The organism is Inhella inkyongensis (genome assembly GCF_005952805.1).
In the GTDB taxonomy this organism is placed as follows: domain Bacteria; phylum Pseudomonadota; class Gammaproteobacteria; order Burkholderiales; family Burkholderiaceae_C; genus Inhella; species Inhella inkyongensis.
Map to the genome: position 1 here is coordinate 2,633,823 of NZ_CP040709.1, position 13,618 is coordinate 2,647,440.

The window sequence follows — 13,618 nt, forward strand, 5'->3', positions numbered from 1 at the left end:
GCTCAGGCCGGCAAGAAAATCTGGTCCATGCGGCCCCAGCTGAAATCACTCAGCAGGCGCCGGATGCGGCCCTCGGTCCGCCCCAAATTGACGTAGTGCCGAAAGCGCGTTTTGGCATCGATGCCCTTGACGCGTGGTTGCTCGGGGTCCACTTCCCAGGGGTGGAAATAGAACACCGCCGACTGCTGATCGCGTTGGTTGACGCGCTGAATCAGCCACCGCGACAGGCTGTAGGGCAGCAGGCGGAAATAGCCACCACCACTGGACGGCACATTGCGCTGGCCAAAGCGATTGGTGGTCACCGGTACCTCGATCAAGCCCGGACGCACCGGGTAGGCAAAGCGCGGCGAATCCGGCATGCCATAGTGGTCGTGGGCGATCGGATAGACGCTGCTGGAATAGCGATAGCCCGCCTCCAGAAGGACATCAAAAGCCCAGAGGTTATCGGTGCCGATGGAGAAACTGGGGGCCCGATAGCCCTGCACCGCTACGCCGCCAATGTCTTCCAACAAGGCCTTGGCGCGCCGCACATCATCTGAAAAGGCTGTCGGGCTCATGTCGCTGGCGCGCTCGTGGCCATAGCCATGGCTGGCCAGCTCATGCCCGCCGGCCACGATGGCCCGTACCAGACCCGGATGACGCTCGGCGATCCAGCCCAAAGTGAAAAAAGTGGCCTTGACGCCCTGCTCGTCCAGCATGGCGAGGATGCGCATGACGTTGTCCTCGGCCCTGCAGCGGATGCGCGCCCAATCGGATCGCGGGATGTAAGGCGCCATCGCCGAGACTTGGAAATAGTCTTCGACGTCAATGGTCATCGCATTGCGCAAGGTGCTCATTGCGATCCCTCGTTGTTGGGTGCGCGCAGGGCACCCACTAGTTTTTGCAGCAGATTGAGCGTTTGCAGATTGATGCGTTCCAAGCGCATCAGGCTGCGCTCCAGGCGCTGCATGCGATCTTGCATTTGATCGGCGCTGAGCTGGGCAAAGCCGCCCGCCAACTTCTGCGCCTGAGGCGCCGACAAAGTGGCCAACTGGCTGAGGTCCAGGTCCACGCCCGACAGCGACTCGGGGCCTGCGCGCGCAGCCTCCTGCGCCTCAGTCCCCCCATCCAACGGCATGGGCCGCGAAGGGGCGGGCAATTCGGTCTCTTTGGCCAGATCCTTCAAGACCTCGTCGACATCCCCCAGGGCCAAGTGGACCCTGCCCTGCATGAAGCCCAACAGCAGCAGGCGATCGCAAAGCGTGTTGATGCGGCGCGGAATGCCCTTGGTGGCCCGGTGGATGACCAAGAAAGCCTCGGGGTCAAAGGTCGGCTTGTCGGTCGCGCCTGCGCATTTGAGCCGGTGCTCGATGTAGCGCTGGGTTTCTTCCTCGTCGAGCGGACCGATGTGGCAGGTGGCCGCCACGCGCTGGCGGAACTGCTCCATTTCGGGGCGCTGCAGGATGTGGCGGAACTCCGGCTGACCCACCACGAAGGTCTGCAACAGCGACTGATTGCCGAACTGAAAATTCGACAGCATCCGCAGCTCTTCCACCGCCCGCGCGCTCAGGTTCTGTGCCTCGTCCACCACCAGCAAGCAGCGCTTGTTCTGGCTGGCCTGGGCCACGAAAAAGGCCTCCAGCGTCATCAAGAGCTCGGACTTCTGCACATCCTTGGCGCGCACACCAAAGGCCGCAGCGACCATGCGCAGGGTGTCTTCGGCGTCCAACTGCGTGGTGACCAGATTGCCGATCACCACCTGGTCCTTATTCAGGCCATCGAGCAGACCGCGCAACAAGGTGGTCTTGCCAGCGCCGATCTCGCCGGTGATGACGATGAAGCCGTCATTGCGCAGCACGCCGTAGTCCAAATAGGCCTTGGCGCGGCGGTGCTGCTTCGAGCCGAAATAAAAACTGGGGTCCGGGCTGAGCTGAAAGGGCTTGGCGCTCAGACCGTAAAAAGCTTCGTACATGGGAGCCTAGGCGGGAACTAGAACTGCTGAGTCAGCGTGCCGAGAAATGCGTTCTCGGTATAGGGACGCAAAGTAGCGCGGAATTCACTGCGCCGCAGCGAAAGATTGATCTGATTGCGCGGCCCCAGTCGGGTGGTCCAGGCCAGACCGGCTGACTTCAGGGAGTTTGCCAATTCGGCCCGGTCCCCCTGAGTGCGCTGCCAATTGGCGTAGGCATTCAAGCTGTCCTTGGGGTTGAGCCGGTAGGCAAGATTGAAGCCCAGGCCACGCTGCAGCACGAAGCTGCTCTGCGCCAGGTCGTCGCTACGGGCCTCGCTGCCGAGGCGAAAACTGCGACTCCAACTGCCATTGCCGCTCAGGCTCCAACGCGCCAGGTCCCAGTTGAAGGCCAGCTGCCCACGCCGTGTCAGGGTCGGGCCGCTGCTGATGAATCCTGCCGCGGCAGGCGCATCGGCGCTCAGCCCCAGACGCGCCAACTCTTGTCGCACCAAGGCATCGCGCAGCACCGGGTCGGGCTCCTGGCTGGCGTATTGCTGAAACAGCAAGTCGTACCGGGTCTGCTGCCCCGCCGAACCAAGCACACCGCCCTGGCTCTCGCTTTGCGACACCAAGGCGTTGATTGCCAAGCGGGCCCAGCGATGTTGAGCCTTGAAGTTGAACTGATCAGCCACCACGGACTTGCCGGCATCCAATTCAACGTGCGTGCGTGGGCCGGGCTGCCATCGCAGCCCCCCTCCATAGGTGGTGGTCCGCTCGCCGTCCAGTTGAACCAAATTGCTACGCCCCGCACCTACCGTGCCACGTAGGGCCCACTCGGAATTCACTTTCCCGCGGAGTTCTAACGCGGCCTGGTCACTCTCCGTGCTGCGCTGGGCCTTGGGTTTGGCAACCTGCTGCTGGGCTGTCAGGCGCCATTGCAGCCGAGCCACCTCCGGCCCCCGCAGCGTAATGTTGCTGACATGGCCATGCTGATCGCCCTGAGTGCTAGCGCGCGTCTGCTGAGCATTGAGGGTATGGCTAGCCTCTAGGCCGATGTCAGAACCTCTCCCCAGGTCAATGCGCGGCGTGAAGACCACGCTTCCGACTTCCTTCTGGTTGGCTCGCGCCAGGCTGCCGCTGCTTCCCAATCCTTGCGCGCCAAAGGCCGACTGAGCCTGCTGGCCGACCTGCGCCTGAAGGCTCAGATCCAACCATCGCGTACCCATGCCGCTATTGAGCGTAGCGCGCAAATGGTTCTGCTGCCGGCTTTGCTGCAGTTCGGTTCGGATGGCCTCTTGGCCCGTGAGACCAAAGTCCACCGTACCGCGCACCAAGCCAGCGCGGGACTGCCACAACAGACTAGGACGCACACTGAGCAAGGCACCGCGATCATTGGTGGCCTCGGCGCCCCGGCCGATCTGATCGCTTACCGTCAGCGTGCTGCTGAGCTGAAAGCGCAGCCGACTACCCTCGCCTGAAGTGGAAGCCTGCGCCTGCGCCCCGACGGCCAAGCACAGCCAGCCCGCCAATGCACATCCGCCCCAGACAGGCGTCAGCTCAAGCCGGCTTGGCGCCATGGTCTTCGTGGTCATAGCCGTAGCCGTAGCCATAGCCATAGCCATAGCCATAGCCATAGCCATAGCCGTAGCCACCTTGCGCATCGGTCTGCACTTGGTTCAGCAACAGCATTTTCAGCGGATGGGCTTCGATGGTGGAGAGCGCCTGCTGTACCGCACTCTGCGGCGTGTGCTCCGCCGCGACGACCATCACGATCTGGCCCATTTGACTGGCCAGCACCCGGGACTCCGTTGTCAACAGCAAGGGCGGCGAGTCAAAAATAATGATCCGGTCAGGATACCGACGGGCCATCTCATTGAGCAGCTCGTGCATGGCCTCGCTGGCCAACAATTCGGTGGCGCGCGGGTGCGGAGTTCCGCTGGGCAACAAGGTGAGTTTGTCTATGTTGGTGCGCAGCAGCACATCGGCCATGTCGACACGGTCTTCCAACACGTCCAGCAAACCCGGCCCCGGCTGCAGCCCAAGCATGCGCAACAACGAGGGGCGCGCGACATCGGCGTCCACCAGCATGACGGTGTGGTCTTGCTCGGCCGCCATGCTCAAAGCCAGATTGAGCGAGGTAAAGCTCTTGCCCTCACCGGCCAGCGCGCTGGTCACCATGATCAGGTTCGCATGCGTCAGGGTCGCTGCCCCCTGACCCATCGCGTTCTTGATCAAAGGGCGCTTGATGACGCGGTATTGATCGGCCATCAGGCTGCGCGGAGCGCCCGGGGCCAGCATGCCCATGGCGTTGAGCGCCTCGAAATTCAAATCAACACTGCGCGAACGCAATGTTGTCTCCGCACGACCGGTCGCCACGGCAGAAGGTGCTGATACAGGACTAGCGTCGACTGGCGTGGACGGCACTGGGGCCACAGGTGCAGGCTTAGCCTCAGGCAAGACCACGCCGGCTTGGCGCAGCTGTTCCAGGCGCTGTGCTGCTTGTTCGATCAAACTGGCCATGGCGTGCTCAGCCTCCCTGGCGAGCACTGATGACCACCAGGGCCAACATGGCTGCACCAAACATTAACAACAGGGCCGCAGAACCCCCCAGGAATCGCAGGCGATCCAAGCGGACCCGGCGTGTCTCGGCCTCGCTGATGATGCGAGAAACCACGCCCAGGATGGGCAACTCGGTGCGCGCCCGCAGCTCACCCGGCTCAAAGAAGACCGGACGCAGTTGGCTGGCTGCGAAAGACGCAAACAAGCCGCCCCCCAGAGCTGCCGCCAGCGCCGCACCCAACAAAAGGAAGCGGTTGGGGGCCACCGGACGAGGAGAAACCCGGGGCGGGTCAATCAGACGAAAGTCGGCCACACCTGCGGCCACATCCAGATCGCCCGAAATGGCAGCGGCCTCGCGGCGGGCCACCAGCTCCTCGTACTTTTTCTTGTGGATTTCGTAGTCGCGATTGAGCTGCGCGGCTTCGGCCTCGACCTGCGGCGCGGTCTTCATCGCCTCCATGGCCTGGCTATAGCGACTCTGAAACTCATTGACTCGCGCCTTGAGTGCCGCAACTTGAATTTCAGAGGAGGCCAATAGACGGCTCAATTCCTGCTGAACAGCGCCGACCGCACCACCGGCCGTGGCCGGGTTCGCCAATGCCTGGCGGCGCAACTCAGCGACCTCGCGCTTCTTTTGGTCTTCCAGGTCGCGGATCAAGCGCCGCGTCGTCTGAACGTCCGGATGCTGATCGGTATAGCGCTGCAGCAGGCCATCGAGACCGCGGCGCAAGGAATCCAGGCGCGAATCAATTTCTGGCGTCGCCACCGAAAGACTTGACTCTTGCATCAGAGAAGCGGCCGTTGCATCTTGACCCCGTCCGCGTTCACCCTCGAGTTGTGCCCGAGCAGCGTCGCGGGCGTTTTCCGCCTCGCGCAACTCCAGCTTCGCCCGGTTCAGTTGCTGGCTCATTTCCGCCAAGCGCGAGGTGGCATCCTTGCCATCGGGCTGAGCCAATTCCAAATTGCGCAGACGGAACTCCTTCAAGCGCTGCTCAGCCTCTTCCAGCTTGGCCTCGTAGGTCTTGATCTGCTCATTGATGAAGGTAGTAGCCGAAGCCGAGTCCTTGCGCGTAGCCCCCAATGAAGACTCGACAAAAATCGAAACCAAGGACTGCACCACTTTCTTGGCTACTTCCGGGTTAGGGTTGTTGTAGGCCAGGGTGTAGAGGTTGTCGCGACCGGTGGTGGCGATCGACAAGGTCTTCATCAGATGCTCGATCTGCGCCTCCTGCTGTGCCTTGGTCTGCTTCTTCAGGTCGAGATCGGCCATCCGAATCAACTTCTCAATATTGGGCCGGGAGATCAAAGTCTTGCTCAGCTGAGTGACCTGCATCTCCACATTGGGCTGCACCGCCAAGCCCCCCATCAAAGGCTTGAGAATTGACTGCGTATCGACATAGATCCGCGCACTGGATTCATAGCGGTTGGGCACCAAAAACGAGCCCACCAGGCCGACCACGCCCACCAGCCAGGCCACACCCAGTCCGATCCAACGGTACTTCCACACCCGACGCGCAAGCGCGTAGAGCTGGCTCATCAACAAATCCATGCGCTGCTTTCCGTTCTGCCCAGGGCCTGCCGATCCGAGACGCGGCTCAGAACAGGCTTTGCGGAATGATCAAGATATCGCCCGGCCGCACATCCACATTGGCCGACACATCGCCGCGCTTGATGAGATCCTTGAGCCGCACCGAGTACTGTTTGTTGCCCTCAGACGTGCGCAGAATGGTGGCCGAGTTGCCATCGGCGAAATCCGTCAACCCACCCACAGCAATCATCACGTCCAACAGGGTCATCTGCTGCTTGAAGGGCAAGAACTGCGGCTTGCTGGCCTCGCCGACCACACGAATCTGCTCGCTATAAGGGCCGACGAAATTGGTCACCATGACGGTCACCACCGGATCGCGAACATACTTGCCGAGCACCCGCTCGACTTCGCGCGACACCTCGGTTGGGTTCTTGCCCTGCACCAGCAACTCGTCAACCAGCGGCGCAGAGATCTTGCCGTCCGGGCGCACTGGCACGGACATGGAGAGCTCGGGGTTGCGCCACACCACGATGTTCAGACTGTCACCGGGGCCGATCACATAGCTGTAGTTCTCCAGAGCCGCCTTGGCCGGTGCCGGTGGATGCGCTTCTTCCATCAGCGCACAACCACTCAAGAGCAGCAGGCAACTCACACCGAGGGCCAGGAAACGGCCGGCAACAGGCTGTCCCAAGTTCATAGCTTTACCACCCATTAAGGTCAGTCGTTGAGAGGACGCCGCAGCTCCTCGATAGGAGCGCGGGATGATGCCATAGGCCATTGCGCCGCCTCCCGCAGGCCCCCGAGGCCGGGCCCCTTTGTTTCGGGGGGATCACGCCCTCACCAAGGCACGATTGCACGATCCATCTTGCCGGCCGGATTAAGCTGCGCCAAGGCAACTCAAAGCACGCATGGCATTGTCCGAGTCTTCGCAAAACTCCCTCGCTCTCGCACCAGCCCTAGAGGCCTGGCGGCAGCTGCTGGGCCCTGATCAAGTGGACGATGCAGCCACCGCTCGGCAGCGCTATGGACAGGACACCGGCGCCCAGCAGCGTGAGCTGAGCGGCGCGCTGCGCCTACCAGCCATCGAGGCCAGGAATGCAGCCGAGCGCGCCTCTCACGTTGATCGACTGGTGGCCCAAGTGCTGGAGATCGCACGCCAGTATCGCCAAGCCTTGCACCCCATCTCCACCGGCCGCAACTGGGGCTACGGGACTGCACTCCCTGCACGATCGGGATGTGTGTTGCTGGACCTGGGCACCCTATGCCAATTGGAAGTCGACCCCGAACTCGGGGTCGCCAGCGTGGAGCCCGGCGTCACCCAGGAACAATTGGCGCAGCACCTGAAGGACAAGGGACTGCCTTTTCTGGTTCCCGTTACAGGCGCGGGGCCTCGCTGCAGCTTGCTGTCCAACGCCCTGGAGCGCGGCTACGGGGTCACGCCCGTGACCGACCATTACGCGGCCGTCACCAATCTTGAAGCAGTCATGGCCGACGGCAGTCGCTTTCGAAGCGCTTTGCGTGAGGCCGCAGGCCCTGAGCTGGCACGACTCTTCAAATGGGGCCTGGGGCCTCACGGTCAGGGGCTATTCACGCAAAGCGGTATGGGCGTGGTGACACGTCTCTCCATTGCACTCGCGCGTCGCCCCGATGCCATTCAGGCCTGCCTCTTCAGCATCCCCGATGACGCCCGCTTGGAGCGAACAGTCGAGGCCATGCGCGCTCTGCTGCAGCGACTGCCCGGGTTGATTGGCGCCATCAATCTGATGAACCGCCACCGGGTCCTTTCGATGTCTGCGCCCTACCCGTGGACCGAGTTGGATCCCCAGGGATTGATTCCTCCTGAGGTGCTGCTGCGACTGGGGCGACAGTACCAAGTCCAGGCTTGGACTGGGTTTTGCACGCTATATGGAACCCGCGCCACGGTAGCTGCAGCACGCGCGGAATTGAGGCGCGCCCTAGGCCCGCTGGCCTCGCGCCTGCTCTTTGTCACCCCTGATCGCGCGGCCTTTCTGGCACGGGCTACAGCACGTCTGCCTTCATGGGCCAACGGACTCAAGCGCCTGACCCAGACCCTGCGCAGCTCACTCGAACTGGTAGCCGGCCAACCCAATGAGACTGCGCTGCCCCTGGCCTATTGGCGAAATCGTCGGGCCGCACCGCAGGACGTGCCACGCGAACCCCATGCCCATGGGTGCGGATTGCTCTGGTACGCCCCTCTGGTTCCCATGCGCGGCCAGGATGCCAGGCGCTATGCCGACATGGTCCACGAGGTGGCCCGTGCGCATGGTGTCGAACCCTTGATCACCTTCACCACACTGGGCGAGCGCGTGTTTGACAGCACGGTGCCGATCCTCTTCGACCGCGACAACCCTGAGGCAACCGCACGCGCCCAGGCCTGTGCAGCGCAGTTGTTGCGGCGCGGACAGGCCCTGGGATTTTTCCCTTATCGACTAGGCATCCAAGCCATGGCCGATTTACGTGAATTAGCCCCTGAAGCTTGCGCCTGGCACCGCCGCTTGCGCAGCACCTGGGATCCAGAGGACCTGCTGGCCCCCGATCGCTACTGCTGACCCCCCCCTTTCCCCATCTCTGATCCCATGACCCTCATGAACTTACCTCGCCTGCGCCTGCTCGCCGCCAGTCTCGCCACGGCTGGAGCGCTGAGCGCCTGCCTGAGTCCCAGCAGCGAAGAGTTGATGGCGCGCGCGAAGGATCAAATGCGTCAAGGCGCCTGGCAGACCGCCGCCATCGACCTCAAGAGCGCGCTACAGCAAGACGGCAGTTTGATTGAAGCCCGTGTATTGCTGGCCACTGCTCTTGTGGAGTTGGGGGATGGCACGGGCGCATGGATCGAACTCGAGAAGCTACCCGAGGGACAAATCCCACGCGAACGTTTGGCTCCCCTGCAAGCTCGCGCAATGGTGGCCAAAGGAGAAATGCGTCAGGTTATCGAGCGCTTTGGCTCGGCCCAGTTCTCCGACCCCCAAGCGGCGGCCAGTCTGGAAGTCAGTTTGGCACGTGCTTACTTTGCCCTCGGCGATGTAGCGAAGGGGCTCACCGCCACCCGCAAAGCCCTGGGACACGAGCCACAGCGCCTGGAGGCAAGGCTTCTGGAAGCCCGAGCCATGGCCGCCACAAATGAAGTGGATACCGCAGTGTCGCGCGCTCAAGCAATCCTGAACGAGCACCCCAAGAATCTCAAGGTCTTGCTATTGCTCGGCGACCTGGAGGCGATCAGACCACAGGGCAGCCAAGCCGCCATGGCGCATTACCTGGCCGCACAGGCCATCGCCCCAACAGACTTGGAGTCCTTCAGCCGCATCTTGCCCATCCAGCTGAAAGAGCGCCAACTGGACAAAGCCAAGCTCCAGCTTGAAGCGATGCGCAAGGCGGCACCGACGCACCCCAATACGCAGTACTACGTCGCCTGGCTGGCCTTTGAGAACAAAGAGTACGAGGCAGCCGCACTGGCCATTGAGCAAGTGCTGAAGCAGGTTTTTGACAGTGCCGACGTTCACCAGCTGGCCGGCCTGATCGACCTGCAACGCAAGCGCCACACTCGCGCAACCGACCACCTGCGGCGCGCCGTGAATCTCTCGCCGCAGAACCAGGCGGCTCGACTCAGTCTGGCGCAGGCCCTGCTGCAAAGCGGCGATGCCAGCGGCACGCTCAATGCGCTCCAACCCTTGATCAATCAACAACAGCCTGCTGCGCAAGCACGCCTGCTCGCCGCACAAGCGCACACCCAGCTAGGCCAAGGTGCGCAGGCCGAACGCATCCTGTTGGCCTTGAAGGCGCAAGAACCTGACTTTGCCGCCGGACGCGTAGCGCTGGGTATAACCCTCGCCCAAAACAGCAAGACAGCTCAGGGCCTGGAGGAATTGCGTCGACTGGCTGCGGCAGAGAACGACCCCCAGGGGGATATGGCCCTGATCGGCCTCCTCAACCGGCTCGACCGACTGGAGGAAGCGATACAAGCCGTAGACGCCCTGGAGAAAAAGCTTTCCAAGGACCCTTTGCCGCAGCTGTTGCGCGGTCAGTTCTTGACCCGCAAAGGCGACTCCGCAGCGGCTACTCAAGCGTTTAGCAAGGCGCTCGAGAGAGAAAGCGCATACTTGCCCGCCGTCCATGGCCTGGTGAATCTGGACCTATTGGCAAAAAAACCCGCGGACGCGCAGGCTCGGCTGGAGAAGTTCACACGTGAACATCCTAAGAGCGCTGCCGCCTGGTTCTCGCTGCTCCAAGTACGCCAAAGCCAAGGGGCAAAGATAGACGAGCAAAAGCAGCTGCTGAACAAAGCCCTGAGCGCAGAGCCACAGCATTTGCCAGCCCATCTGGAACTGACCAAGATCCTGCGCGAGCAAAAGGACAACGCCGGTGCGATGGCCGCCGTCAAGACCGCCCTCTCGCGCCTTCCAGAGCAACCTCAGTTGCTAGAACATTTGGCACTGCTGCATGAGGACGCAGGCGACTTTAATCAAGCTGCAGCAGTGCTAAATCAATGGATCGGTGCCTTCCCGAAAGACGCAAAGGCCTACGCCCTGTTGGCGGGCATCCAACTGCGGCAGGGCGACAAGACGGCGCCACTTGCCACACTCAGAAAGGGCTTTGAGACTAGCCCGGAGTCCATCCCCATTGCCAAGCTATTGGTGTCCAGTGAAATCACTGCCGGCAACCGGGAGCGGGCTCGCACTGTGGCACAGGCCGTGCAGCGACGTCACCCTGCGAGCCCCGAAGGCCATCTGCTAGAAGGAGACATTGCGTTCCAGGCCAAGGACTACACGAAGGCGGCAGCGGCTTACAGGAAAGGCTGGGAGATTGATGCGGGCGCGGGCATGGCGGTGCGTCTGCATCGCAGCCTACTTTTGGCAAAGCGCGGCGTAGAAGCCACGACCTTCGAAGCAACCCACCAAGCACGCGCACCGGGTGATTTGTACTTTCAGCTGTACCTCGCCGACCTCGCCTTTGCCGAGCGGCGCTGGGATGTGGCTGAGACGCACTATCGGCGCGCGCTGGCGATCGACCCGAAACGCGCAGGTGCTCAAAACAACCTGGCCTTGGCCCTGGACCAGGCTGGCAAGGCAGGTGCTCTGGCCGCAGCGGAAGCGGCCGCGTCGCTCGAACCCGAACGCGCCGAGATCTTGGACACATTGGCCACCTTGCTGGCCAAGGAAGGGCAGATCGAACGCGCGATCAAAACCCAGGAAAAGGCACTGCGCCTGGCGCCCGGCGCAGCCCCTCATCAGCTGACCCATGCCAAGCTACTGATTCAAGCCAAGCGCGGCGCTGAAGCCCGAGCCGTGCTCCAGCAACTTGCCGGCCTAGGCGCCCGGTTTCCCCACCAAGACGAGGTCGCGCGCTTGCTTCGCAATCTTTGAACCAATGTCGACACTCTTTACAGCCTTGATTCGAAGAACCGCCGGAACGTTCTTAACTGGCAATTTTTTCCATACAAATCAATGCCTTACAAGAAAAAGCAAAAAGCTGGCACGCAGCATGCATTAACAGGTGACACCACCCCTTCTGTCAAGGAGAAGACTGTGAAACTGACGAACACCAAGATCGCCGCCGCAATCGCCGCTGGCACCCTGGCATTCGCCTCCGCCCCGGCTCACGCTGGCGCCATGGCTATGTCGGACCTGAACATTACCCAGCTGTTCCTGGCCACGCCCGCCGGCCCGGTCCCTCAGAACGGTGCCATCAGCATTCTGAATGAGTCGCGTACCGGCACTTCGGCCGCCAACTACAACGGCGCAGTCGGCACGGGTGCGGGCGCGAGCAGCATCACTTCAAACACCGTGGGCGCCACGGTGGACGTCAAAGCCCGCTGCGCCGGCCCGGACTGCGGCGTGATCGCTGGCGCGCTGTACGGCGGCAACACCGAAAACAACACCGGCACCTTTGTGACGCCCCCACCCTCGGCCAACTACGCACTGGGTGACATGTACATCAGCGGCTCCGCGGTCGGTGGTGCAGTGTCGGGCCTGACCCGCGCCGACGCGGCTGCGGTTGGCCCGAACAATGAGGGCGGTGCCAACTCGACCATTCTGAACAGCGCCACCACCCAATTGGCCTTCACTGTTGGTGCCGACTTTTCCGCATCCGTCGCGGTGACTGCTTCTGCTTATCAGGCGCTATGGGTCAGCAACGCTGCAGACCGTATTGACCAGGCGTCGGCTGGCATGGGTTGGACCATGACCCTGCGTTGCATTTCGAGCGCAGCGTTGTGCGCGGGCTTTGGTGGTGATCTGATTTTTTCGCCGAGCGAGATCAATCAGACCGGCTTCGTGACTGACTCGTCAGACAATTTCAGCTATAGCTTCGCCGGCACCATTCTGTCAGCCTCCCGCACCTTCAAGGCCGGTAACCGCTATGCCCTGTCGATCAATCAGTCGAGCAACGCGACGGTCGTGAGCAAGATCCCCGAGCCGGCCGGTCTGGCTCTGGCCGGTGTGGCTCTGCTGGGCCTGGGTCTGTCGACCCGCCGCCGCGCCAAGTAATCATTGCAGCGAAGGGTTCGCCCTTCGGCTGCTTTGGGCGCAAGACAAAAGGGACCTTCGGGTCCCTTTTTCATTTGCGCGCTAGCTGAGGACGAACTCATCGGCCAAGCGCCAGGACGATCAACCGGGCGGGTTACGCAGGGATGTTGGGCATCCTGTCCAAGGCCCGGTACCAGCCGAGATAGTTCTCCAGGTAGTACGTGGCCACGCCTTGGAACCGGCGAATCCAGGTCTTGTGCCGCGAGTAGTAGGCGTTAACGTTCTGGATGTGCCAGGCGCCCATGGTGTGTTTGCCGCTAGAGCCCAAGGACAGCCTGGTGCTCCAGGCCGAGTTCCTTCCCCGCGTAGCTGATGGAGCCGGTGCCATCGGAGCAGACGACGGCATAGACCGGCAGCAGTGGCTTGGGCAAGGTCATCAGGGCGACCTTTCGGGTGTCGGTCAGGACGAAATCGGTGGTCACGCCGGAGCGGTCGCGGGCCACGAGCACCGGAATCTGCTCTCGCGACAGGCCACGATTGGCGGCGCGCCCGCCTCGCCTTCGCGCCGGGCGCCCAATGACCTTGCGGCCCTTGTACGACGCCAGGAAGTACGTTTCGTCCATCTCCGCCACGCCGGCCAGGCGGCCAGGTTTGACGTTCCCCGGCTGTGAGAGGAAGCGGTGGCGCAGCCGAAAGGCCGTGCTCGGTGCGACTCCCAGGAAATCAGCCGCCCGATGCACCTTGAGGCCATCCGCCAGAGCCGGGGTCTGTTCCAGCCACTTGCCCTTCTGGCGCAACCGCGCCAAGGGCGTCCCGGTAAGGGCGTTGAAGGTCTTGTTGCAGCCTCGGCACTTGTATCGCTGCAGTCCGTTGGCCATGCTATTGCGCACAACCCGATGGCTCGCGCAGTGTGGGCACACCCTGGCTTGGCTGCCGGCCGCCTCCAACACTTCCACGGACGCCAAGGCGCTGGTCTGCGCCTTGAGCTTGTCGACCAGCTCCTGCCTCTGCGCCCTCGTTAGACGCTCGACCAGCGCCAGCAAACGCTGCATCTCCTACTTTTTCATCCCGGCCTCAAACGGCCACGGTGGCCAGTTCGGGGGTAAGTCTCGGCAGCAGCTG

Annotated in this window: 9 protein-coding genes and 1 pseudogene; 3 read left to right on the plus strand and 7 right to left on the minus strand. The window is 62.5% G+C overall.

Annotated elements, in window-relative coordinates:
* Positions 1–2: 2 nt before the first annotated feature.
* From FF090_RS12400 to FF090_RS12425, 6 genes are read right to left on the minus strand one after another with little or no spacing between them, the layout of a single operon-like run.
* Positions 3–836, minus strand: coding sequence for an XrtA system polysaccharide deacetylase (locus FF090_RS12400; RefSeq protein WP_138857019.1), 834 nt, complete (start codon positions 834–836; stop codon positions 3–5).
* Positions 833–1,951, minus strand: coding sequence for an XrtA/PEP-CTERM system-associated ATPase (locus tag FF090_RS12405; RefSeq protein ID WP_138857020.1), 1,119 nt, complete (start codon positions 1,949–1,951; stop codon positions 833–835). Before FF090_RS12405 ends, FF090_RS12400 begins: the two co-directional genes overlap by 4 nt.
* A 17-nt stretch (positions 1,952–1,968) precedes the next feature.
* Positions 1,969–3,522, minus strand: a complete 1,554-nt coding sequence (locus FF090_RS12410) for a TIGR03016 family PEP-CTERM system-associated outer membrane protein (protein WP_175423642.1) — start codon at positions 3,520–3,522, stop codon at positions 1,969–1,971.
* Positions 3,488–4,450, minus strand: a complete 963-nt coding sequence (locus FF090_RS12415) for an XrtA-associated tyrosine autokinase (protein ID WP_138857022.1) — start codon at positions 4,448–4,450, stop codon at positions 3,488–3,490. Before FF090_RS12415 ends, FF090_RS12410 begins: the two co-directional genes overlap by 35 nt.
* Positions 4,451–4,457: 7 nt before the next feature.
* Entirely contained in the window at positions 4,458–6,038 is a 1,581-nt protein-coding gene (locus FF090_RS12420) for an XrtA system polysaccharide chain length determinant (protein WP_138857023.1), read from the minus strand.
* 46 nt (positions 6,039–6,084) lie between these two features.
* Positions 6,085–6,714, minus strand: coding sequence for an XrtA/PEP-CTERM system exopolysaccharide export protein (locus tag FF090_RS12425; RefSeq protein ID WP_138857024.1), 630 nt, complete (start codon positions 6,712–6,714; stop codon positions 6,085–6,087).
* A gap of 295 nt (positions 6,715–7,009) precedes the next feature.
* Here FF090_RS12425 and FF090_RS12430 point away from each other — a divergent pair, with 295 nt between their 5' ends.
* The 3 genes from FF090_RS12430 (at position 7,010) to FF090_RS12440 (ending at position 12,517) form a co-directional block, all read left to right on the plus strand.
* On the plus strand, positions 7,010–8,587 hold the full coding sequence (locus FF090_RS12430; protein ID WP_246071406.1) for an FAD-binding oxidoreductase: 1,578 nt from the start codon (positions 7,010–7,012) through the stop codon (positions 8,585–8,587).
* 36 nt (positions 8,588–8,623) lie between these two features.
* Positions 8,624–11,395 carry an XrtA/PEP-CTERM system TPR-repeat protein PrsT gene (gene prsT, locus FF090_RS12435; protein WP_175423643.1) on the plus strand — a complete coding sequence of 924 codons (2,772 nt, stop codon included), beginning with the start codon at positions 8,624–8,626 and terminating at the stop codon, positions 11,393–11,395.
* 81 nt (positions 11,396–11,476) lie between these two features.
* The gene (locus FF090_RS12440; RefSeq protein ID WP_138857027.1) at positions 11,477–12,517 is read left to right on the plus strand and encodes a PEP-CTERM sorting domain-containing protein; all 1,041 of its coding nucleotides are present in this window, start codon (positions 11,477–11,479) and stop codon (positions 12,515–12,517) included.
* 133 nt (positions 12,518–12,650) lie between these two features.
* On the opposite strand, the pseudogene FF090_RS12445 reads toward FF090_RS12440, so the two are convergent.
* Positions 12,651–13,548 (minus strand): annotated as a pseudogene (locus tag FF090_RS12445) (IS1595 family transposase).
* Between the last annotated feature and the right edge of the window lie 70 nt (positions 13,549–13,618).

Excerpts from the sequence above, each read along its gene's own strand:
- FF090_RS12400 (WP_138857019.1), bottom strand. The coding sequence starts at position 836 with ATGAGCACCTTGCGCAATGCGATGACCATTGACGTCGAAGACTATTTC.
- FF090_RS12405 (WP_138857020.1), bottom strand. The coding sequence starts at position 1,951 with ATGTACGAAGCTTTTTACGGTCTGAGCGCCAAGCCCTTTCAGCTCAGC.
- prsT (WP_175423643.1), top strand. The coding sequence starts at position 8,624 with ATGAACTTACCTCGCCTGCGCCTGCTCGCCGCCAGTCTCGCCACGGCT.
- FF090_RS12420 (WP_138857023.1), bottom strand. The coding sequence starts at position 6,038 with ATGGATTTGTTGATGAGCCAGCTCTACGCGCTTGCGCGTCGGGTGTGG.
- FF090_RS12410 (WP_175423642.1), bottom strand. The coding sequence starts at position 3,522 with ATGACCACGAAGACCATGGCGCCAAGCCGGCTTGAGCTGACGCCTGTC.
- FF090_RS12415 (WP_138857022.1), bottom strand. The coding sequence starts at position 4,450 with ATGGCCAGTTTGATCGAACAAGCAGCACAGCGCCTGGAACAGCTGCGC.
- FF090_RS12440 (WP_138857027.1), top strand. The coding sequence starts at position 11,477 with ATGCCTTACAAGAAAAAGCAAAAAGCTGGCACGCAGCATGCATTAACA.
- FF090_RS12425 (WP_138857024.1), bottom strand. The coding sequence starts at position 6,714 with ATGAACTTGGGACAGCCTGTTGCCGGCCGTTTCCTGGCCCTCGGTGTG.